Source organism: Paenibacillus gyeongsangnamensis, assembly GCF_027533625.1.
In the GTDB taxonomy this organism is placed as follows: Bacteria; Bacillota; Bacilli; order Paenibacillales; family NBRC-103111; genus Paenibacillus_G; species Paenibacillus_G gyeongsangnamensis.
This window is the reverse complement of the sequence record NZ_JAQAGZ010000009.1, coordinates 256925-279549: the sequence shown is the minus strand read 5'-3', so window position 1 is coordinate 279549 and position 22625 is coordinate 256925. Positions and strand designations below refer to the sequence as shown.

Here is a 22625-nt window from a genome sequence, read left to right as displayed (position 1 = left end):
GCAGCATGTTTCTCCTTGGCAATGTCGATGCCTATGACAAGAGTGGAAGTGGAAATACGCTCTACACGTTGATTTTGAGCTTTAATTAGTCTAGACTTCATAATAACGCCTCCTAAGGTGAGTTCTGAGGGCCGCAACCCAGTACATACTCATCCTAGCGAGGCGTCCGTTTTTCTGCAAATTGAATCTACTAACACCTACAGGAATGTTAACGGAAACGATAGTGCAAATAAAACAACAAATCGAGGCTGCCGCAGATCGGTGGCCTCGTTAGCTATTGGGCAGCATAGTGTCGTAAAATTTTGATCTCAAACGAGTTCAATATATTTCATTTACACAAGAACAAACGTTTGTTATTATGGGAAAAATAGGTATTCTAATTCCGCTCATAGGGGGGGCTTAGTAAGATGCCACATTTACAATGTAACGATATCGAAATGTTTTATGAACAGATGGGTATTGGTGACCCCGTTATTTTTTTACATAGCGGCTTTTCACGAGGAATATTAGCGTTTGCAAATCAGTTACTCGATTTTCAAAGAAAATATACATGCTATTTCCCCGATTTTCGAGGACATGGTCGAACCAGGAGCCAAAGTCTTGAATGGAGTACTCCACAACATGCCGAAGATATTGTTGCTTTTATGAATCAATTACAGATTTCAAAAGCTCATTTAATAGGTTATGGAATGGGTGGGGGAGTTGCGCTTTATTGTGCCATCAAACATCCTAATCGAATTGCATCGTTGACTTCAATTGGACAAAGTGGATTTGTCGCCTCCCAAGGTTCTGAGGAATTTGAACCTGAATGGTTAGTACGGAATAATCGGAATGATTTTATTAGTTCCATGATTGAAAGACATATAGAGGCACATCGTGGAAATTGGCAAGAATTCTTACGACAAAAAATAAGGGATTGGCGGACATACCCGCAACTTAGCAATGAACAATTAGGTAGCATCCAATGCCCCACATTGTTTATTGCTGGACAGCATGATGAATTTGCTCCTGAGGAAGATCTCAAACGAGTAACCAATCTCATTCGTGACTCCCGATATGTTATCGTACCTGAGTGCAGCCACCGCCCTCACATGAGTCGGGAGAACCCGGTATTCGTAAATGATACTATCTTACGCTTCCTTGAAAAGATATTATAAATTGCCCTTGTCCTACTGACCATTTTGAAACGCCAGATTGCTCTAAAATTCACTTCGGTACTTGTTAAGTAGCTGAGCCTGAATTGTGCGATTGAGGGACGGATACGAGAGCTCAATACACTCATGATGAAGGCTGCCGGCAAGTTCGGCAGCCTTTGCTCACCTAACGGGCAGCATACTTGATGTCGGTTGACAAGAACTTGAAGTCGTAAATGACAAGAACTTTATCCTATTACTGCAGTATGACCTCGACATATTGAACATAAAAAAACATCGCCTACAAGGTGGCGATGTTAACTATCAACGAAATTTCAAATTGTCAGCCTGGAGACATATTGGTCTACTTACGAGAATCAAATACAGGAGGCGTTGCGCATATTGTTTTGCAATCTGCATTTTTAATTCAATACAGGAATAGTTCCTTTTTTACATTCAATACCCAGCTCAGTCAACCACAGCATGGAGTTGCAGGGTGAAGCCGCATGGCACTGCGCAATCCAGAGTGAAGCTCTTTTTTTCTAGGTCGTAATTGAGATGCGCCACCTTGTCAATAGAATCCAGTACAACAGAGAATGCTTTGGTGAACAGATAGCCGGCTACTACCAGTACTCCCTTGCGGGGGAGTTGCACGGGATTTCGATGTGCAGCCAGATTCTCACTCGCCAGTGTATTCATTCGTACATGCTGCTCCTGCGTTATATTACCAAGATGACTGCGGGTTCCCACACTTTCCATCTCGTAATAGCTCACCAGATCTTTTTTGCCGAGTTCCTCCGCCTTTTTGATAAAAAGCCGGGAATGCTCCGACGGCACCCGAACATCTGTCTCTCCGTGCACCGCAAAGAGGGGAGTCAGCAAATTTCCTACGGTAGTAATGCCGCTGCGGGCGTCATATGCCATCCTGTCTGCCTCAGGGGGGGAGCCAACCCAAACATCCAGCTCATCACGGAATTCACCTACGCTGTCATTCTCATACCACAGGGCGTAATCCGAGATGCCGTACAGTGCATTAATCGCCGCGAAAAAGTCCGGGAATTTCCCTGCTAGCGCAAATGCATTGCCGCCGCCGCCGCTTCCCGACTCGAAGTAGACCACCTCTGGATCAAGGATGAACTCGGAATAGCGCTCTCTAGCGTAGTTCACTGCATCAATTACGTCATACAGTTCCCAGCCGTTGCAGTCGGGATTTCCAGTTGAATATGCTCGACCGCGCATATCCACCTGCAGGGTGAGGTATTCTATTCCCTCCGACGGCTGCTCCATATGCTCGAAGGCATCAATGGACATATGCCAGCCATGGGTGCCAGCTTGAATATAGCCGGGCTGTGCAGGCTTCAGAACACGCATAGCAAGAGTATTGGAAGGGTCCCGGCTGGACGGGTAAAGTATGAAATCACAATACGGCGAGTATAGACTGGTCAGCATCTTGCTCGTTTTTCTGTTCGCTTCAGATCCTCATACTGGGCTTCTCTCACAGGCTTTCTACTCCATTCTGCCTTGGCGGCTTCAGTCAGTTTAACTGGAATGAAAAAAATTCCTTGGCGTCTTAATAACAGATATTCGCGATAACCTCAGCCATATCCTCTTACGTTATAGTAGCAATAGGTAAGCGTTATCTTTTTTAGAATTCATGGTATGGAAGTTTACCTATTACTTGGTGATGGCGTCTGTAATTCAAAGCTTGCGAACAATCTTTATAAGCTGAACGTACCTTCAACCATGCGTAACTGGAAAACGATTTAAAAGCTCATGCTTTAGCAATGTATGTTTAAAATCAATGTTCTTGCGGAGTACGCAAGTTAGTGACCAAAGGACTGCAGCACGGTAGCCTTCGCTGCACTAACGGATAAGCACGACAAGTTCTGCTACAAGCGCTACGTCGTGAAAAGCAGGAGATTAAAGGATTAATCTTAACTTTACAATCGAGGATGGGAATGACGGAGCCATGTTTCCCGAAACCATCCCGTCAACACTCCTGCATGCGTCATGACTGACAGGTCATGAGGTATGAAGTATAGGTAGATTCGGCAGAACGAAGGCTAGAGCCATTCAAATCGAAAAGGTAAGCCAATGGATATGCCGCGCGGCTGAAAAACTGGATATGGTGAGAATGTTTCGCGAAAAGGAACTGACGAACAACCGAATGTACGGGTCTAAAGTTAGAACATATGGAAACATATGGACCATCATACGATGGGGTGAGCGGCGTAAAGTAAAAATTTTTCCTATGAAATACGCTATGCCGGACAATGGCGGCATCCAGCTCACAGGCTCAGAGGGAGCACCTAAGTCCAGAACGAAGAGCTAGGTTGTAAGGGACTTGGAAAACAAGGGACGTTGTAACAAGTGCTGTCACCCGAAACGGTTGCTATAAGGCTTTCGCCGAAATGTATTTATCCTTGTGAGGGCAGGGGCACGACTGATGAACCTTCTGTAATGGAAGCGGAGGAACAGCCCCAAGTCTAACTGAAAAGAACGATCATTTTCCAAGCGTGAGTTGCACCGATTGTCCGGCGACACAAACATAGGTGCTTTGAGATCTCCGTTAATTGGGGATTTTTTATTTGAAAGCACATATGTTTGTGTCGCGAAGTCACGACACAAACATATGTGCATAATCGATTTACGACACAAACATATGCGCATAATCGTGAATGAACTTGGTGTAGGCTGACAAGTACATTATCTAATTCCCGACGGGTCTCTGTGAAGTGAAAGAGGGGGATATAAGAAATCGTAGGAGCTTCGGCCTACTGATTACGGGATACGATAGCTTAATAAGCTTATACGGAAGGCAACCGGTAAATCAGCTGCCTTTTTCTCAACTAACTGGCAGATTATACCAAACATCGAAGATGGTAATTATAACCACAACAAATTGCGGAGGGGTTAAGGTGAAGCGCGGCAAAAGCGGATTGATGTATTGAAGGTAGCCCATCATGGAAGTAAAAGTTCAACTTCGCCCGAATGGCTTGAGGCGTGGAAGCCGAAACAGGCTGTCATTTCGGTAGGGGCGCATAATGTTTATGGCCACCCGAATCAGGGAGTACTGGATCGCCTGACAGCCACCGGTGCTATGGTACACCGGACCGATCTTAATGGTGAAGTGCAAATGAAGGTGCGGCAGGGACGCATTTTTATGCACTCGAAATTTTAAGTGATCCTAGAACAAAAAAAGCGGAGTTCGCCATAATTTTAAGATAAAATGCGGCGATTAAGAATAAATGATATCCAACCCGTCATCCTGTTAAAGGTCTATTCCCAAGGGGGTAAGGAAAAATGATTGAAAGCGCTAACCAGAGTATTTCCACTTCTCGTACTTCATCGATTAGGAGGAGGCCGGACAGCTTTTTGAACATCTTGCCGAAATGGTAGAAGTAACAACAACCAGCGGATTGATCGGCGGACCGTAGTGCATGTCCATAAATGTTCATGGTAGTATTGATATTGCTGTGTCCAAGACGTTGGGAAATAATCTTAGCATGTACGCCTTGGTTAATCAGTAACGTCGCTGAAGTATGACGAAGGTCGTGGAAACGGATATACCTTAAATTATTCTTTTTTATAAAGTCACGGAACCATAAGTAGGGTCGTTCTTGATGAAAAGCTTTACCGTCCGGATGACAAAATATGAAATCATACTCACCACCTTGAAACCTATCTCCCATTTTCACACGTTCCTCAATTTTGTATAAATAGTATTCTTTCAATTCCTCCTTCATTGAACCGGGAAGGGCAAATTTTTCGTTTTGAGTTCTTCGTCTTGGGCTCCTTTACGTGGGCGATACCTGCCGGAGACATAGAAACGCTCTGTATTACATTAAGAACACCCGTTTTCCAGTCAACATGACTCCATTCTAGCCCGAGCAATTCGCCGCGGCGAAGGTCCTGTGGTTAGAGCTAGGGTTACCATTACTCTCCAATGAATAGTCCCCTTTATGAGTAGTGGACCAAATTCTGTGGGCATTACTTATGGCCAGGTTTAACGTTCGTACAGGGGTCATAGCGACTTTAATAGGGAAAACAAATTCGGAACTTTGATTGATAATTGATAGGGGTAGAGTGAAAAAACATAGTGATAATTACCATATCGTTTCCATACGTTTGCGGTCTGTGACAGCTACGCTGGTACTACCCCTAATAGTGCCGCTACCGTCATGACTGTTAGAGAAAATCAAATAGGGACTAACATTGTCACCAGTAATGGTATAGTTTTCAGGTAATTTTGCAAGCATCCACACTTTCTTTCCGTTCTGTGAGCTCCCTGCGGTCTTGAATCGAACTCCTTCGCCTAGAAGTTCATCAGTAATGGCGAAGGCCTCGTGATTCTGTACGATCTTTTAACGATCAGTTACCACACCGAGTACTCGCTGATCAGATTGGCGGATGTTGGCTTTGTACCCACTAACCTCAATCTGGTTATCTGTTTGTATAGGCTTCTGAATGACCATCTAATTTAAACCTGATTTCTCTAATGCTTCCTCCGAACAGAGCGCTTGTTCCACACATTTTCCTAATCCGTGGGAGAACAAAGATATTTCTGCTTCACATTCGGAGCAAATTGATACTAAAAATTTATTCGATTTTGGAAGAAGAGTTTGAATGCTTGGATTTGGTTCGTTTTTCAGCTTTATTTTTCTACATGAGGCACAAAATATCTTTATTTCCATAAGAGTCACCTCGAAATTAGGGTACTCATATATATGATTTAAGAATTGGTAATATCTGAAAAAAAGTGAAAGATCCGTCGCTGAAGTTCCTTTTTACGCATCAGTGGATCTGTTGCCGCAAGTTAGCGACGTTAAAGACCTCACCCACATCTTCAATGAAATTTGTTATTGAATATGCTTTTGCAAAGGCTTTTAATATGAGCGAGATAAAAGCAAACTTGCGCGTCTTCAAACTGAGGAAGGAGTTGTTCCAATTGTTAGCTCGCATGTACATCGGAAGTTTTCTTACGATTTCGGCTCGTTATCTTTTAGTGGCGGTCGCTCCGCTTATCTTCCTGCATGGAGGTGCATCGTCCGTTGAGGTGGGCTTGCTCGTAGGCATTTCGTTTCTTGTTCAAATGATTGCCTCGCCCGCTCTCGGTAATTTTGTGGACAACCAGGGCAGAAAAAAGGCACTGCTATTAGGTGTGTTAATGATGGCGATTGGTGGAATTATCATCTTCCTTTTTCCAACAATGCTCGGATTCATTATTGGTCAAATTCTTTTCGGTACTGGGCCTGCCGCTTTCTTTGGCGCAGCGTTCGCAACCGTGGCCGATCTGGCCCCCAAGGAACAACGAGGCTCCGCCATGGCCCGTTTTGGAATACTTATCTGCGCGGCAGAAGCAGTTGCGCCACCGATAGGATTAGAGATTGGCTTTTCGAAACCACATGCCTTTTTAGGCGCAGCCATTCCATTAAACATTTCTATTTAGCTACATCACGTCAACGATGGCCGTTTATATTATAGAGATAGAGGAATCCGGTTTATTGATATTCCTTTCCTTGATAGATGACGTAACCGACGGGACTGTGAGTGAAATGGATAACTGGGTCTCCTTCTTGATTATCTGGAGTTAGATACACATGGTTCTCGTCAATATATTCACCTTGAAGCTCGATTGGTTGCCCAACCTCGAGGCCTGGGATAGGTTGATTAATTCCAAGATGATCCCCGTAACGAATCGCAACAAAATGTTCCTTTTGCATATCTATGATGGCCCTATCTGCTCCTCGTATTTGAAGGACATCCGTGATTTTTACGAACAAATGATGATGCATGGCACCCTTGGCATGGGCATCCGGCAATAATTTTGTGATTTGGGCCTTTACGTGAACAACAGGAGCGTGAAGGGATAATGGGTGAAGCTGATGGCCATAGGAATCGTTAGTAATGGTGTGACCAAAATGAGGGTGCTTTTCCAAATGGTGATGATGACGGGAAAGAAGAAATTGATGCATAAGATGACCTCCCTAAATAGATTGTGATACGGTTTAATCTTACTCTTAAAAAATGGGAATAAATAGTGAATTTTCTATTAACGTTGTTGGACGTGAAATCGTTTCAAGAATCAACGTGTTTTTGTTCGTGACCAATACGACCTGACACAAAAGAAAACCGCCTGTTAAAAAGGCGGCAATGTCGAGAGATTTTCGGGATTTGAGGAAACATACGACAAGTACCGGTCCGAAGCTCCAGAAAAATATCGATGATTTCATTGAAAAAAATCCGTTAAGAACTCTTCTACCGTTGCTGGTGTAAGGCTTTAGCCGTCAGTGCAGCTTCTTTTGAACAAAGAACGAAACATCGCAAAAATCCTGTATTTAACTAAACGGAGAACGATAGCATAAAGTTGGTGGTATTACCTTCAATGAGATATACTATGAATACCCCCGTTTTGTTAGGGGCATAATGTTTTTAACTTTGGAGGTTATTTAGTAATGGAAACAGGTACTGTCAAATGGTTTAATGCGGAAAAAGGGTTTGGCTTCATTCAAAGGGAAAACGGCGACGATGTATTCGTTCATTTTTCTGCCATTCAAGGCGAAGGATTCAAATCTTTGGACGAGGGGCAACGCGTTCAATTCAATGTTGTTAAAGGCCAACGTGGACCTCAAGCGGAGAATGTTGTAAAACTGTAATACTGACATCACAGCCTGTTTTTTGACGATATGTCAGGAGCAGGCTTTTTATTGTCTTTTGCCCCTGAAGTTACTGAACTCCCTCGGGTACGATAGCAATGAGGCAGTCTATAACATTATTATTCAGTTTAGATCCATGAATTGCTTCATTCTGACGTTGAGTTTAAAACTAATTTTCAAATATCTAGCGATTTAGAAGACCGGGACTCCTTGTACCAAAAGGGGTTCCGGTCTAGTACTTTATTTTCACTGAACAAATGTCGCCACCCAGCCGTTTTGCGGAAATGCGTCATGAGCGAATGATGGAAGGGACGGCGATACTGGTATTCCGATAGGCCTAGGAAGTACTGCAAATACGGATTCTCCAGAATCTGCCGGAGCGTCTCCCGATCGTCGGTGCCAAGCCGTTCTTGAATGATCAGCGCACCGATCGCGACGCGAATCAATACTGCTTTTTGTCCCTTGAGACTCCGCTTGAAGTTTTTCGTGTATTTCTCTTCTATCTTCCACCATGGAATCATCTGGGCCAGCAGCACCCAGAGGTTATCTTCCGACGGTTGTGTTGCAAAAATAAAAACGATAGTCTTAATTTTAAATGATAAGAAATTTATGCAGCCAATTCGAACAATTTATGGATCCAATCAACATCGGAAAGAACAGGTGATATTTCAACCTGTTCTTTACTGAGCATATGAAAAGCTTCAATTCCAGAAATTGTTTTCTCGGCTGACCGGAATGATTTGAATCCCATCATTGCATTTGTAATTTTCTTTATGAATCGATGGTCCTGCTCCATCGTCATACCGTCGGGCTTAAATCGGACGGCACGGTGACAGCTGTGGGTGATAATAAATATGGCCAATGTGATGTAAGCGGCTGGCGCGATATGGTGGCGGTAGCGGCGGGTTGGCGACGTACCGTCGGGCTTAAATCGGATGGCACGGTGGTGGCTGTGGGTCGAAATAATGAAGGCCAATGCAATGTAAGTGGCTGGCGTGATATGGTGGCGGTAGCGGCGGGTGACTGGCATACCGTCGGGCTTAAATCGGACGGCACGGTGACGATTGTGGGTAATAATCGGTATGGCCAATGCGATGTAAGCGGTTGGCGTGGCATCCAACTGCCCGGCAATTAGTTTTCTTTTAAACATTGGCTTGTGGATTACAGAATTACATCTCGGTTATACACAACAACCGGCGTGTGGTTTTGCAGCGACTGTAATAGACAGCTTCCGAAGCAAGTAGGGATAGATCCGAAGCTGAAGGTCACGCTTGCTCAGGTTTGGTCCGGGATAGATGGCGATCAACCCCATCTCCTGCATATAGCGCCTCACGGTGTTTTCATGTAACCTGTCTCCTTCCCGATTCATAATCGCCGCAATCTTCCGATAACCCAGGAACGAATGCGCCGTGTAAATCTCATCAATCCGGTGCTTGAGGCGAATTTCCTCCGGAGAGGGAGGAACCGGCTTGTAATACAGACGAACGATTCAGGCTTAGCAGATCGGCTTGTACAGTGATTGGGAGTTCAGAGCCATCCCAATCCAAGAGGGCGATGCACTCGTCACGAGGTAGCTCAGAGGCCAGATTTTTTTTTGAGCCACGACAGCTGACTGATGAGTTTTCAATCTCGGTGTAGAGGTCATTGATCGTCTTTTCGTAGTCGTTTTTCATTTTCGTGATGCCTTTCCGATCATCGACGAACAGTTGCGAGAGATATTCTGAACCGCTTCTTTTTTCCACCGGTTGAGGACATTTGTATGAATGCCATGCTCCGAAGCGAGTTGCGAAATTGACTTTTCTTCTTTCAGAATTTCCAGTACGATTTGAGCTTGTTCCTCAGGTGTAAACTTTCTTCTGCTGGTCGTCATACAACTAAGAAACTCCTTTTTTGCTGTCTAGTTTCTATGTAGACTCCCATGCCGCCTTACGGCGGCACCATCAGATGATGAAAATGGGGTGTATACTGTATACTTTTTATACGGCTGGCGAAGGTAGGTCGTAATGCTATGGTACTTCGAGTCCGCTATGTAGACTGATCACAGCGACCAGGTGCACCACAGATTGTCGCTCCCGTCTTGGGAAGCACGCAAGATAGAATAACCGGGAAATGGTTGTTGCACCAGCCTCGAAATCACAACAGTCGTAGGAAGGATGATTTGTCGTGAAAGTGGTGTATAAACATTGCTGCGGACTTGATGTTCATAAGAAGAGCGTCACGGCTTGTGTTCTTACACCGAAAGGCAAGGAGATTAGGACTTTCGGAACGATGAGTGATGATCTGATTCAGATGGCCGACTGGATTAAAAGTCATCGTTGTACTCACGTTGCTATGGAAAGTACCGGAGTATATTGGAAGCCTATTTTCAATCTCTTGGAACTAGAAGAGCTTGAAATAATGGTTGTGAATGCCCAGCACATAAAAGCGGTACCAGGCCGCAAAACCGATGTGAAAGATGCCGAGTGGATCGCCAATTTATTACGACACGGCCTTCTACAAGGCAGCTTTATTCCGAATCGTGAACAACGAGAGTTGCGTGAATTAGTTCGATATCGTAGAAGCTTGATTGACGAACGTTCTCGTGAAGTAAACCGGATTCAAAAGGTATTGGAAGGAGCAAACATTAAATTATCCTCTGTCGCCACGGATATTCTTGGAGTTTCGGGACGAGCAATGATTGAGGCTATGATCTCCGGAATAGAGGATCCCCACACTTTAGCCGAACTGGCTAAAAACAAATTGAGAAACAAGAAAAATGATCTGGAAAGGGCATTACAGGGTTTGATCGGCCCACATCAAAAGCTGATGCTCGAAGCACAATTAAAACATATAGACTTTCTGGACGAGCAAATCGCCAAACTGGATGAAGAAATTAAGTTGCGCATGGAGCCTTTTGAGAAGGACTTAGAGCGGTTAGACACGATACCTGGTGTAGGACGCCGTACAGCTGAACAAATACTTGCGGAAATTGGTACGGACGTGAAAAATCAATTCCCATCGGCTAACCATATGTGTTCTTGGGCTGGGATGACTCCCGGTAACAATGAAAGCGCTGGAAAGCGAAAGTCCGGTCGAACACGAAAAGGGAACAAAAAGTTACGACAGGCGTTAGTGGAAGCGGCACGATCAGCAGCAAGAACTAAAAACACATATTTGTCTTCACAATACCATCGAATTGCCGCTCGTAGAGGCGCCAATCGAGCTGCTATTGCTGTTGGGCACACAATACTAACTATCGTCTATTATCTATTGACTCGAAATGAAGATTATATCGAACTGGGCGCAGACTTCTATGATCAACGGCGCAAAGACATGGTAATCAAACAGTCGATCAAACGGCTGGAATCTCTTGGAGTGAAAGTCAGCATCGATAAATCGGCCTAATTCTGATGCTCGATCTTAATATAACATTACAAGACCCTTCAAAAAAATGAAGTAGCAAGGGTCTAGTTTCGTATTGTCTAAAAAGTTACTTCGAACGTACTTAGATTTTCAAGATAGCATTATAGTGTCATAAAATAGCTCAAAAATGAACGAGAGTTTAACATACAACACTACGAGGTTTCCGAGGAAGATCGGGTGACTCGTTAAGCTAAACCAGAAGAAGCTTGATGGTCATAAGATAAAAGGAGAGCATATATTAAAGCAAACGAAGAGACGAATAGAAAGGTTCACATAAATTTAACACCTATTTTACTCTGTAATTACAATTATTCGTTATATTTAAATCATGAAGGCACAATGAAAGAGGGAAATAGCAAACGTGTCCTTATTGTATGCTTTCGGGAAAAAACCGATAATTGCTGCTGTCCGCAAGCCTAGTGATGTGAGCTTGGCGTTGGAGAGCCAGGTAGACAATCTCTTTTTCATGGGTGGGAATGTAAAGGAAATCATAGAAGCGGTTCGACTTACGAAGGACACAAATAAAGGTGCATTTGTTCATGTGGATTTAATCCGCGGGCTTTCCAACACGGATAAAGAAACCGTAGATTTTATTGCAGATTACGTTCAGGCAGATGGTATCGTGACTCCGAAAGCCCACTTAATCAAAGAGGCCAAACGAGCAGGTTTATACGGTATTTTACATCTCTTTATTTTAGATTCGTTGGCATTAGTAAATGGCTTAAAATTAGCTCAGAACATCAAGCCGGACGGAATTGAACTTATGCCGGGAACAATACCCAAAATTATTCGGGAATTTGCCGATGTGGTGGAGGATATCCCGATTATCGCCAGCGGTTTAATTCATTCGAAGGAAGAAGTAATAGAAAGCCTTGATGCAGGAGTGACCACCTTATCGGTAAGTAGCCCTCATTTGTGGAATATTACGTTCCAAGAATTGCAAAATACATAACAAAATATTAATCATTGTTTTTAGAGTGAGGACTAAGAGAAAGCTCTAAACAATAAACCGGGCAGGAAAATGCCTTCGTTTGTTGTTTGGCTTTCTCTTTTTTTATAAACCTCAGTTTAATAATAGAAAAAGGGGTTAGACAATTGAATGAAGTATTTCATCCAGGGATAAAAGTGTATTTTTTTGATTTGGACGGTTGTATTTATCTTGGCAATAAGCTGGCCTTAGGAGTAAAGTCGCTTCTGCATGAATTGGATAGGAATCATATTCAATACAGCTTTATCACGAATAATTCCCGACAAACTGCCCGAGAAATTGCAGAAAAGCTGAAAAACTTTGGCCTGGATGTGGCAGCAACGAAAATCATTCCTGTTACAGATGTGATCGGTAAATATTTAAAAGAAAAGTTTGGTACAGTTTCTGTAAAAACGGTAGGCAGCGCTAATCTCAATTATGCTATTGCAATAGAGGGACACCGAATCATACCTTTGGAAGATAAAGAAAAGACCGATGTGATCGTTGTTGGCAGGGACGTTGATTTTACCTATGAAAAACTGCAAAAAATTTCAGAAGAAGTAGGGAGAGGTAGTCTAGTCATTGGTACGAATTCAGATTTGTATCATCCTGGAGAAGGCGGGAAAAAGATACCTGAAACCGGTGCAATTATTGCCGCCATTCAAGCCGTTACAGGTACAACGATAGAATATATAGGGAAACCAGAGCCTTATCTTTTTTTGCACGGGTTGCGAATGTATGGAACGAAACCGGACTCCTGTGTCATGATCGGGGATAATCTTGACACAGATATCCTGGGTGGCAGGAGAGTTGGAATGAAGACGGTATGGGTTACAAATAACGTAAATAAAGAACTATCTCATCAATATTCTGACTTAACAGTAAGAAGTATATATGACTTATACGAAATGATTTTAAAACCGCAAAAGAAACAAAAAGAACATTTTAAAGGGGGTGATTGCTGAGAAAAAATTGAAAAAATTTTTGTCGCTTTACTATTCTTTACCACCTGAACAGATTCAGAAAATAATGGACTCAAAAAGGAGAGAATAGAATGAAAAAAGTAAAAGTAAGCAAAAAATTAATTGCAACTACATTGGCGACATTGCTTCTTGGTTCAGGGACAGCATTTGCAGCTTATAATGTTGTAGCAGGCCCGCAAGCGAACGATACAGGAGTTACTCCTCTTGGTTGGACAGTTACCCCAGCCGGAAAACAACTGAGTTTGGGGGATAAGCCTTGGGGAGGGGCGATCAGTCCGGATCAACAATATTTAGTAGTGTCTAATGATGGAGAGGGACCCCAATCTTTACAAGTAGTGGACATCAAACAACAAAAAGTGATCCAAACCATTTCTTATAAGAGTCCAGAATCTCTGTTTCTTGGCGTAGCTTTTAGTCCTGATGGAAAGAAATTGTACGCTTCTGCTGGTGGCAATCAGAAGATCCGCGTTTATAATTTCGATAATGGTTCCCTTACAGAACAATCACCAATACTTATGAAGGATCAAAATAATACGGATTTCAATCCAGCGGGAATTACTGTATCTCCAGACGGTAAGTTCTTGTATACGGCTAACAATTTGAATAAATCGGTTTCTCGAATTGACCTCGCTACAGGTCAAATCTCTGCAACTATTGCCGTTGGGAAGGATCCCTATATGGTGCTTCTCAGTCATGATGGAAATTCGTTATATGTCAGCAACTGGGGAGAGAGTAGCGTCAGCGTCCTAGATACAAAGAGTTTCACCGTTAAAAATACAATTTCCGTAGGTTTACACCCGAATGCTTTAGCTGCAAACCCAGTAAACGGGCTAATCTATGTAGCTAATTCCGACAGCGATGAAATCTCGGTTGTGGATTCCCAATCGCAGCAAGTGGTTCAAACTATCTCCCTTGCTCCGTATCGAAATGCACCAACAGGGAGTACACCTGATGCTCTGGCGGTAAGTCAAGATGGGAAAACACTTTACGTAGCGAATGCAGGTAATAATGATATTGCTGTAGTCGATCTCGGGGATGGAGAAGGTCATACCGAAGCGAAGGTAAAAGGTCTCATTCCCACAGCATGGTATCCGACAGGCGTTTTTCCTAGTGGAGATGGGAAACAACTTATGGTTCTCAATGCAAAAGGGCTGGGGGCAGGCCCCAATCCGAAACACACATTTAATCTTTGGACTCCTGAATCCCAATATATTGGAAGTCTAGTGCAGGGTACAATGTCCTTTATTGATATACCTGATAATAAACAACTGAAGGAATATACAAAACAAGTCGAGGATAATAACAAAGTTTACAAGGCAGACGGCGAGCAGAAAGGGGATAAAGTATCTCCGATCCCTCAATTTGCTGGCCAACAATCTCCGATTAAACATGTCATTTATGTGATCAAAGAAAATCGTACCTACGATCAAGTATTTGGTGATATGGGTAAAGGCAACGGTGATCCGAGTTTAACGTTATTTGGCAAGGATGTCACGCCAAACCTTCACAAATTGGCTAATCAGTTTGTGCTCCTTGATAATTTTTATTCAAATGGAGAGACAAGTTCACCAGGGCATGAATGGGTAACTGCTGCCCAATCCAATGACTATTCGGAAAAAGGTTGGCCTGCGGATTATTCCGGACGCCGAGCAGATATGGATGTTGACGCAATCCAAACAAAGGAAGGACGTATCTGGGCGAACGCTAAAAGATCAGGGGTATCCTTCCGTGATTATGGCGAGTACATCAATTGGTGGTCGAGTTATGACAAAACTAAGGGATGGACACCGGATGATCCTTCCATTGGAAATAATTATGACGCTAATTATGCGGGTTGGGACATAAATACAACCGACATGACACGTTACAACGAATGGGAAAAAGAGTTTAAACAATTTGACCAAAATGGAAACCTGCCTCAACTCGAGACAGTATATTTACCAGATGATCACACTGCATTCACTGCGCCAGGGAAACGGACACCTCAAGCATATGTAGCAACTAACGACTATGCCCTTGGGAAACTCGTAGATACGGTGAGTCACTCGAAGTATTGGAAAGATACGGCGATCGTTGTAACAGAAGACGATCCCCAAGATGGTCCTGATCACGTGAGCGCTCTTCGCACGGAAGCATTAGTCATCAGTCCATATACCCAAACAGGAAAAGTGGATAGTACCTTATATAGTCAAGTATCCATGGTCAGGACAGTGGAAATGATCTTAGGCATGAAGCCAATGACTCAATTTGACGCTGCAGCCATTCCGATGCTTAATGCATTTACCAACCATCCGAACTTTAAATCGTATTCAGTTGAGCAACCAAAATATCCGCTTGATCAGTTAAATGGACAACCGGGTCCGGTTGCGATCCAAAGTTCACCTGCATCAGACCTCGACAAACCAGATTCGGGTTCTGCAGATAAGCACAACCGTGAGCTTTGGAAGGCGATCAAAGGAGACCAGCCATATCCGGAATCAAAAAAATGATAAGAGGATAAAAAGGATCTTCTGAATCTCTGAGAGAAGTGACGTGCTATGATAAGTAAGCACGTCACTTCGTTATATAAAAGAGCTGTCAAAATTGAAAGTATCTTTGGAGAAAATGGAAAAACACGACTTTGATTGAGCATACGAGAGATAAAAAAGGAGAGCATATATAAAGGCTAACGAAGAGACGAATAGAAGGGTTCACATAAATTTAACACCTAATTTACTCTGTAATTACAAATTTCAGTTATATTAAATCATGAAGGCACTATGAACGAGGAAGAATAGTAAACATGTCCTTATTGTATGCTTTCGGGAAAAAACCGACTATTGCTGCTGTCCGTAAGCCTTGTGATGTGAACTTAGCGTTGGAGAGCCAGGTAGACAATCTCTTTTTCATGGGTGGGAATGTAAAGGAAATCATAGAAGCGGTTCGACTTACGAAGGACACAAATAAAGGTGCATTTGATCATGTGGATTTAATCCGCGGGCTTTCCAACATGGATAAAGAAACCGTAGATTTTATTGCAGATTACGTTCAGGCAGATGGTATCGTGACTCCGAAAATCCACTTAATCAAAGAGGCCAAACGAGCAGGTTTATACGGCATTTTACATCTCTTTATTTTAGATTCGTTGGCATTAGTAAATAGTTTAAAATTAGCTCAGAACATCGAGCCAGACGGAATTGAACTTATGCCGGGAACAATACCCAAAATTATTCGGGAATTTTCTGATGTGGTGGAGGATATCCTGCAAAATACATAACTATATAATTGTTTTTAGAGTGAGGACTAAGAGAAAGCTCTAAACAATAAACCGGGCAGGAAAATGCCTTCGTTTGTTGTTTGGCTTTCTCTTTTTTTATATGCCTCAGTTTAAAGTAGAAAAAGGGGTACAAAAAAGGACATTTAAAGGGGGTGATTGCTGAGAAAAATAAAAAAATTTTTGTTGCTATACTATTCTTTACCACCTGAACTGAATTCAGAAAATAATGGACTCAAAAAGGAGAGAACAGGATGAAAACAGTAAAAGTAAGCAAAAAGTTAATTGCAACTACATTAGCGACATTGCTTCTTGGTTCAAGCACTGCTTTTGCCGCCTATAATGTAGTAGCAGGACCACAAGCGAATGGTACTGGGGTTACGCCTCACGGTTGGCTCCTTACGCCTGCGGGGAAACAACTAAACTTGGGACATAAACCATGGGGTGGTGCGATCAGTCCGGATCATCGATACCTTGTAGTATCTAATGGGGAAGAACCTTGGGGAAGTGTGAAAAGTAGACAATCTTTACAAGTAGTGGACATTGAACAACAAAAAGTAGTTTCAGAAGTAATTCCTTCGGAAGGTTTGTCGTTATGGTTAGGTGTAGCTTTCAGCCCGGATGGAAAGACACTTTATGCTTCAGCATCAGGTAATAAAATTGCCGTGTATCACTTCGACAACGGCATCCTCACAGAGAAACCGTCTATTATTATGAATGACGTAAATAATCCTAATAATAAGTTCTCTCCAGCGGGGATTTCTGTGTCCCCCGATAGTAAGTTCTTATACGTAGCGAACAACTTGGATAACTCAGTCTCCCGTGTTGACCTCACTTTAGGTCAGGTAACTGCAATCAAGTCGGTTGGGAAAAACCCGTATACGGCTTTTCTAAGCCATAATGGTAGTAAATTGTACGCCACTAACTGGGGCGAGAGTAGTGTCAGCATCTTGGATACGGAGAACTTCACCGTTAAAAAGACGATCAATGTAGGATTACATCCGAATGCTGTTGCCGAAAATCCAGTAGATGGATTTATTTATGTTTCGTGTTCGGACAGTGATCAAATCTCTGTTATTGACCCAAACACGGAACAGGTTATCCAAACCATTTCTCTTTCTCCATATAGTGGGGCACCAACAGGTAGTCAACCTGATGCTCTAACTGTTAGCCCAGATGGGAAAACACTGTACGTTGCGAATGCAGGTAATAATGATATAGCGGTGGTGAGTCTTGAAGATTCTTCAAGGGCGAAAGTGGAAGGTCTCATTCCTACGGCTTGGTATCCGTCAGGCGTTTTTTTGAGTAAAGATGGAAAGAAGCTTATGGCACTGAGTGCAAAGGGACTGGGGGCAGGTCCTCATCTTAATGGAACGATAGAGGACCTTATCCATGGATCCCTGTCTTTCGTTGATGTGCCTAGTGATGAGCAGTTGAAAAAGTATACAAAACAGGTCGAGGATAATAACAAAGGAAATAAGGCTGAAGGTGACGGTTGGTTGAGCAAATTGAAAGGAAACAACGATTTCCCAATTCCTCGATTTGCTGATCAACATTCTCCGATTAAACATGTTATTTACGTACTTAAAGAGAACAAAACCTACGACCAAATTTTAGGCGATTTGGGTAAAGGCAACGGAGATCCGAACTTAACTCAGTATGGTAAAAATATTACCCCAAACCTCCACAAACTCGCTAACCAGTTTGTAACTCTTGATAACTTCTATGTGAATTCGCAGGTCAGTGCTGACGGACACGATTGGTTAACAGCAGCAAAAGCGAATGACTGGAAAGAAAAGACCTATGGAGCTCAGGATCACGATTATGATTGGCAAGGAGTCGATAGCGCAAGCTATTCGAAGGCAGGGCATTTGTGGAATGATGCTGCTATTTCTGGGGTATCGTTCCGGAACTATGGTGAATTTATGTTTCCCACTAAAGACAAATCTCAGTGGGAACCAAGCGATAAAAGCATGGGTAACAACTATGATGCCAATTATCCAGGATGGGATTTAAACATTCATGACCTTACTCGATTTAATGAATGGAATACCGAGTTTAAGCAATTCGAGAAAAACGGCAACTTACCTCAGCTAGAAATGGTGTACCTTCCTAACGATCATACAGCAGGTACATCCCCTGGGATGCCAACACCTCAAGCAATGGTAGCAGAGAATGACTATGCTCTTGGGAAACTGGTGGATACTGTGGCCCAATCGAAGTACTGGAAAGATACGGCTATCTTTGTGGTGGAGGATGACGCATGGGACGGTTTTGATCACGTAGATGCACATCGGACTGAAGCTCTGGTCATTAGCCCTTATACACAAACCGGCAAAGTGGATAGCACTCTCTATGATCAGACTTCAATAATACGGACAGTGCAGTTGATCTTGGGGATGAAGCCAATGACCCAATTTGACGCTTCTGCAGTACCGATGCTGAATTCTTTCACAGATCGTCCGAACTTTGCGCCTTATAAAGTGGAAGAGCCGCTCTATCCACTGAATCAGATGAATGGGCAGAACGCACCGATGGCTGATGTTTCGAAGCAATTAGATTTCTCTCAACCAGATACCGTAGACAAGGATAAGCTCGACCGAGCAAATTGGAAGGCGACAAAAGGAGACCAACCCTATCCTGGAGACAAGTAAAGAGTAATAGCAAGGATTTTAAACATCTAAACCAGTGGCCCTTAATCCTAAACAGGGCTTCTGGTTTTTTTTGATTTGAGTGGAGGATTCATTAGTTAAAAAGTTCTCGCCCTCGGCTAAATTATTCCGCTTTTTACCGGCTGGATTACCGCGTATACTGAATAATGTAAGCGGTGCCAATTGGAGGGGGATACGAATGGGGAAAAAGGTAGCAGCCGCATGCACCATACTCGTTGCAACAATGGTTAGCGCTTTGGCCGGGTGCTCATCCGATTCGGGAGATACGGCAAAGGGAAACTCCGGTTCGGCGGACAGCGCAGCTTCAAGCAAACCGGTCACCATCAACTTCTGGGGGCGTTGGCCGGAAGTGACTGGCGTCATGAACGAAACGATCGCCGAGTTTCAGAAGAAATACCCCAATATTACCGTAAAGTATACTGATGTGCCTAGCGTACAATATGTAGCTCAAGTACAGACGGCGCTTTCCGGACAAGATCTGCCGGATATTTTCGGCTACACACCAAGCATCCCAACATATCAGCTTACGGCGCTGGATGCGATTATGCCGTTAAATGATGTCATACCGGAAGATAAACGCAAGCAGTATTATGACGGGACCTGGTCGGAAGGCTACACAACAATGAAAGGGAATATATACGCGATTCCAATCTTTAATCCATTGAGGCCGTCTTTTGCCATGTATTACAACAAAGAAGTGTTGAAATCGGCGGGATTAACGGAGAAAGATATTCCGAAATCGTGGGATCAGCTATATGATTTCAGCAAGAAGGTGAAAGAGAATACGAACGGGCAGGCGTATGGCGTAGTCGTTGGGATTAAGCCAACCACCTATATGAGCTCTATTCTCGTTCAGATGGCGACTTCCGTCACACCGGAGGTTATACCAGATTCCTTGGGGCCCTTCAACTATAAAACCGGAAAATATGAGTTTAACTCCCCGGGCATTATCCAGACGCTGCAAATGTTCAAGAAGCTGCAGGATGAGAAGCTGCTTCACCCGAACAGTCTGGTCATGTCGGCCCGTGAAGGAACCGCACTGATGGAAGGGGGCAAGGTTGCGCTCGTCTTGGACGGGGTCTATTTCGCTTCACAGATGCAGAAGGATAAACTTGCTAATTATGGAGTTGCACCGCTTCCTACGTTTGACGGCAAGCCGCAATACAACCATTTCTATGGAGAGTCCAAGGTCTCCTTGCATGTCGCCAAAACAACAAAAAATCCGAAGGAAGTCAAGCTGTTCCTCCAGTTTTTGGCCGACAATCTATATCCAAAGCTTGTGTCCTCCGGAATTGAATATTCTCCTATTCCAAGCATTAATGAAAACACTAAAGTGAATCATCCGGTTGCCGAACAAGCTTTGAAAATTCAAAGTAAAAATTTCGTGCTTATTCCGCGGCCGTTCCAGAAAAATGCCGAGACGATCAAGGTTGCGACCGAAATGAGCGGCAAAATGCCTAAAACCACCTTGTCGGACATCTCGGAAGGATATTTAACCGGACAAATCAAGGATCTTAAGCAAGCACTGGATCAGCTGACGAATGACTCCAACAAGGTGTTCTCGGACGCCTTGAAGAAAGTGCAAAGCTCCGGCGCAAAGGTAAGCGAATCCGACTATATCTTCCCTGATTGGAAACCGTACGAGCCTTATGGGGCCAAATAAGACAGAATGCTATCAAGAAGGAGTTTTGCGAAAAACTCCTTCCATATTTCCATTAGGGAGGGAGTAGCGTGAACGGCATCAGCAAATCAACCGGCTTAAGCAATCCAAACAGCGTAAGCAGGCTCCATTCGCGATCGGCCCAAAGGTATATGTGGGCGTACCTTTTTATACTTCCGCAGTTCGCATTCTTTCTTGTCTTTACCGTCTATCCGATTCTGATGAGCTACGTATACTCCTTCTATGACTGGAGCGGAATCGGACCATTGAACAAGTTTGTATTCTTGGACAACTTTAAGGCTGTTCTGGCCGATCATGCCTTCTGGAACGCATTTAAGAACAATATGATCTACATCCTGCTGCAAACCTCTCTCGTCCTGCCTCTTACACTAATCATGGCCATTCTTCTCAATATATCCTTTCTAAAAGGCAGAACATTGTACAGAACGATCTATTTCCTTCCGGTCATTACTACAGCCTCCATTGTCGGAGCCGTGATGAAGTTTATTTTCGGAAACGATAATGCGTTATTCAATAATTTCCTGCTTGCGCTCGGTATTATCCGCGAACCGGTCGCTTGGCTCAGCAAGCCGATCACGGCGATGGGAGTACTCATTATCGTGGGAGTATGGAAAATATTCGGCATCATCATGGTATATTGGCTGGCTGGCTTGCAGACGATTCCGGCGGATAACTACGAAGCAGCCAAAATCGATGGGGCGGGGGCATGGCAAACGCTCCGGTTTATCACACTGCCCCTGCTAGCCCCGGTCGGTGCAGTAATACTGCTGTTAACCGTAGTGAACGGTATGCATGTTTTCGATTTGGTTAAGACGCTGACGGAGGGCGGCCCGTTCTTCGGTACGGATATGGTGGACCTGTATATTTACAGATATGCTTTCGGCTCCGGTGGCTTCCCTCAATTGGGGTACGCCTCTGCTGCAGGGGTTGTGTTCGGCGTCGCCATCTTTACGATCACGCTCGTGCTCGGCTGGTTCGTGAAGCTGTCGAATGACTCCGGCAAATCACGCGTGATCGGACATTAAGGAAAGGAGGTGACTGGCATGAGGAAGCAAGCCTTGATGCATGTCCTACTGCATATCGGGTTAATCGTTCTGGGTGTCTTCTGGGTATATCCCTTCGTATGGATGATCTTTTCTTCCTTCAAAACGAACACTGAGTACATCAGCTCCGGCTTGAAGCTGTTCCCGGAGGTGTTCCAATGGGAGAACTATACCCGGGCTTGGGGAATCGCTCATTTTTCCACGTATTTTAAAAATTCCATCATGATTACGGTATCTGCCGTCATAATTGTAATTGTGCTGTGTGCATTGACAGGCTATGCGCTGGGCAGGGTGAAATTCCCGGGTAAAAAGCTGTTCATCGCAGCCGTTACAGCAACGATGTTTATCCCTAAAGGATATACTGTGATTCCGGTATACCATATCATTAAAGGGCTGGGCCTGCTGAATACGCTGCCGGGCGTCATTGTGGCTGAATCGTCTGGAGCACATGTATTGTTCATCCTGCTGTTCATGTCGTATTTTCAAGGTCTTCCCAAGGAGCTGGAGGAGGCTGCGGAGATGGACGGCTGCGGGTTTCTTAGAACCTTCGTACAAGTCATGCTTCCGATCTCCAAGCCGATTATCGCCACTACAGGAATCATGCAGTTTATATGGACGTGGAATTCATTCTTCATTCCGTTGATCTTCACTCTGAATAAACCGGAGCTTCGGACCTTATCCGTCGGCATGTATTCCTTCATCGGGGAGCATGCGATCGATTATACAGGGATGGCTGCCGGAGCTACCATCGCACTGGTGCCTATCATTATTGTATTTGTTTCATTTCAACGTTATTTCGTGGAGGGAATTGCCGGATCGGTAAAAGGATAAAAGG

At 43.8% G+C, this 22625-nt stretch carries 19 protein-coding genes and 3 pseudogenes; 13 read left to right on the top strand and 9 right to left on the bottom strand.

The window, feature by feature from the left end; genetic code table 11:
* Window positions 1–407 precede the first annotated feature (407 nt).
* Entirely contained in the window at window positions 408–1157 is a 750-nt protein-coding gene (locus O9H85_RS15955; protein WP_269882416.1) for an alpha/beta fold hydrolase, read from the top strand.
* A 444-nt stretch (window positions 1158–1601) separates the two neighbouring features.
* Here the strand turns inward: O9H85_RS15955 and O9H85_RS15950 are convergent, their stop codons facing one another.
* From O9H85_RS15950 to O9H85_RS37780, 3 genes are all read right to left on the bottom strand, one after another.
* Window positions 1602–2582 carry an alpha/beta hydrolase family protein gene (locus O9H85_RS15950; RefSeq protein WP_269882415.1) on the bottom strand — a complete coding sequence of 327 codons (981 nt, stop codon included), beginning with the start codon at window positions 2580–2582 and terminating at the stop codon, window positions 1602–1604.
* A gap of 1814 nt (window positions 2583–4396) precedes the next feature.
* Window positions 4397–4867 (bottom strand): site-specific integrase, encoded by a 471-nt coding sequence (locus tag O9H85_RS15945; protein ID WP_269882414.1) that lies wholly within the window; start codon window positions 4865–4867, stop codon window positions 4397–4399.
* Between the two features lie 372 nt (window positions 4868–5239).
* Window positions 5240–5494, bottom strand: coding sequence for a DUF932 domain-containing protein (locus O9H85_RS37780; protein WP_409348152.1), 255 nt, complete (start codon window positions 5492–5494; stop codon window positions 5240–5242).
* 530 nt (window positions 5495–6024) lie between these two features.
* Between O9H85_RS37780 and O9H85_RS15940 the strand changes: the two genes are divergently transcribed.
* Window positions 6025–6582: an MFS transporter gene (locus O9H85_RS15940; protein ID WP_269882413.1), complete on the top strand. Its 558-nt coding sequence runs from the start codon at window positions 6025–6027 to the stop codon at window positions 6580–6582.
* A gap of 52 nt (window positions 6583–6634) precedes the next feature.
* On the opposite strand, the gene O9H85_RS15935 is transcribed toward O9H85_RS15940, so the two are convergent.
* Window positions 6635–7108, bottom strand: a complete 474-nt coding sequence (locus tag O9H85_RS15935; protein ID WP_269882412.1) for a hypothetical protein — start codon at window positions 7106–7108, stop codon at window positions 6635–6637.
* 480 nt (window positions 7109–7588) lie between these two features.
* On the opposite strand from O9H85_RS15935, the gene O9H85_RS15930 reads away from it, so the two are divergent.
* Window positions 7589–7789, top strand: coding sequence for a cold-shock protein (locus O9H85_RS15930; protein WP_269882411.1), 201 nt, complete (start codon window positions 7589–7591; stop codon window positions 7787–7789).
* A 176-nt stretch (window positions 7790–7965) separates the two neighbouring features.
* Here the strand turns inward: O9H85_RS15930 and O9H85_RS15925 are convergent.
* Both O9H85_RS15925 and O9H85_RS15920 read right to left on the bottom strand, forming a co-directional pair.
* Window positions 7966–8334 (bottom strand): annotated as a pseudogene (locus O9H85_RS15925) (transposase); the annotation flags it as partial.
* Between the two features lie 62 nt (window positions 8335–8396).
* Window positions 8397–8585: pseudogene (locus tag O9H85_RS15920) on the bottom strand (DDE-type integrase/transposase/recombinase); the annotation flags it as partial.
* A gap of 3 nt (window positions 8586–8588) precedes the next feature.
* Here O9H85_RS15920 and O9H85_RS15915 point away from each other — a divergent pair.
* Window positions 8589–8906: pseudogene (locus O9H85_RS15915) on the top strand (chromosome condensation regulator); the annotation flags it as partial.
* A gap of 63 nt (window positions 8907–8969) precedes the next feature.
* On the opposite strand, the gene O9H85_RS37775 reads toward O9H85_RS15915, so the two are convergent.
* From O9H85_RS37775 to O9H85_RS15905, 3 genes are read right to left on the bottom strand one after another with little or no spacing between them, the layout of a single operon-like run.
* Window positions 8970–9170, bottom strand: a complete 201-nt coding sequence (locus O9H85_RS37775; protein WP_409348151.1) for a hypothetical protein — start codon at window positions 9168–9170, stop codon at window positions 8970–8972.
* 40 nt (window positions 9171–9210) lie between these two features.
* Window positions 9211–9462, bottom strand: coding sequence for a hypothetical protein (locus tag O9H85_RS15910; RefSeq protein ID WP_269882410.1), 252 nt, complete (start codon window positions 9460–9462; stop codon window positions 9211–9213).
* Window positions 9459–9659 (bottom strand): transposase, encoded by a 201-nt coding sequence (locus O9H85_RS15905; RefSeq protein WP_269882409.1) that lies wholly within the window; start codon window positions 9657–9659, stop codon window positions 9459–9461. Before O9H85_RS15905 ends, O9H85_RS15910 begins: the two co-directional genes overlap by 4 nt.
* 293 nt (window positions 9660–9952) lie before the next feature.
* On the opposite strand from O9H85_RS15905, the gene O9H85_RS15900 reads away from it, so the two are divergent.
* The 9 genes from O9H85_RS15900 to O9H85_RS15860 all read left to right on the top strand — a co-directional run bounded on the left by O9H85_RS15900 (window position 9953) and on the right by O9H85_RS15860 (window position 22621).
* On the top strand, window positions 9953–11173 hold the full coding sequence (locus O9H85_RS15900) for an IS110 family RNA-guided transposase (RefSeq protein ID WP_269882408.1): 1221 nt from the start codon (window positions 9953–9955) through the stop codon (window positions 11171–11173).
* Between the two features lie 379 nt (window positions 11174–11552).
* On the top strand, window positions 11553–12143 hold the full coding sequence (locus O9H85_RS15895; protein WP_269882407.1) for a glycerol-3-phosphate responsive antiterminator: 591 nt from the start codon (window positions 11553–11555) through the stop codon (window positions 12141–12143).
* Between the two features lie 143 nt (window positions 12144–12286).
* Entirely contained in the window at window positions 12287–13123 is an 837-nt protein-coding gene (locus O9H85_RS15890; protein ID WP_269882406.1) for an HAD-IIA family hydrolase, read from the top strand.
* An 89-nt stretch (window positions 13124–13212) separates the two neighbouring features.
* Entirely contained in the window at window positions 13213–15630 is a 2418-nt protein-coding gene (locus tag O9H85_RS15885) for a glutaminyl-peptide cyclotransferase (RefSeq protein ID WP_269882405.1), read from the top strand.
* Window positions 15631–15923: 293 nt separating this feature from the next.
* Window positions 15924–16397, top strand: a complete 474-nt coding sequence (locus tag O9H85_RS15880; protein ID WP_269882404.1) for a glycerol-3-phosphate responsive antiterminator — start codon at window positions 15924–15926, stop codon at window positions 16395–16397.
* Between the two features lie 251 nt (window positions 16398–16648).
* On the top strand, window positions 16649–19048 hold the full coding sequence (locus O9H85_RS15875; RefSeq protein WP_269882403.1) for a bifunctional YncE family protein/alkaline phosphatase family protein: 2400 nt from the start codon (window positions 16649–16651) through the stop codon (window positions 19046–19048).
* 196 nt (window positions 19049–19244) lie between these two features.
* The gene (locus O9H85_RS15870) at window positions 19245–20729 is read left to right on the top strand and encodes an ABC transporter substrate-binding protein (protein WP_269882402.1); all 1485 of its coding nucleotides are present in this window, start codon (window positions 19245–19247) and stop codon (window positions 20727–20729) included.
* Window positions 20730–20797: 68 nt separating this feature from the next.
* Window positions 20798–21772, top strand: coding sequence for a carbohydrate ABC transporter permease (locus O9H85_RS15865; RefSeq protein ID WP_269882401.1), 975 nt, complete (start codon window positions 20798–20800; stop codon window positions 21770–21772).
* Window positions 21773–21790: 18 nt separating this feature from the next.
* Window positions 21791–22621, top strand: coding sequence for a carbohydrate ABC transporter permease (locus tag O9H85_RS15860; RefSeq protein WP_269882400.1), 831 nt, complete (start codon window positions 21791–21793; stop codon window positions 22619–22621).
* Window positions 22622–22625: the final 4 nt, after the last annotated feature.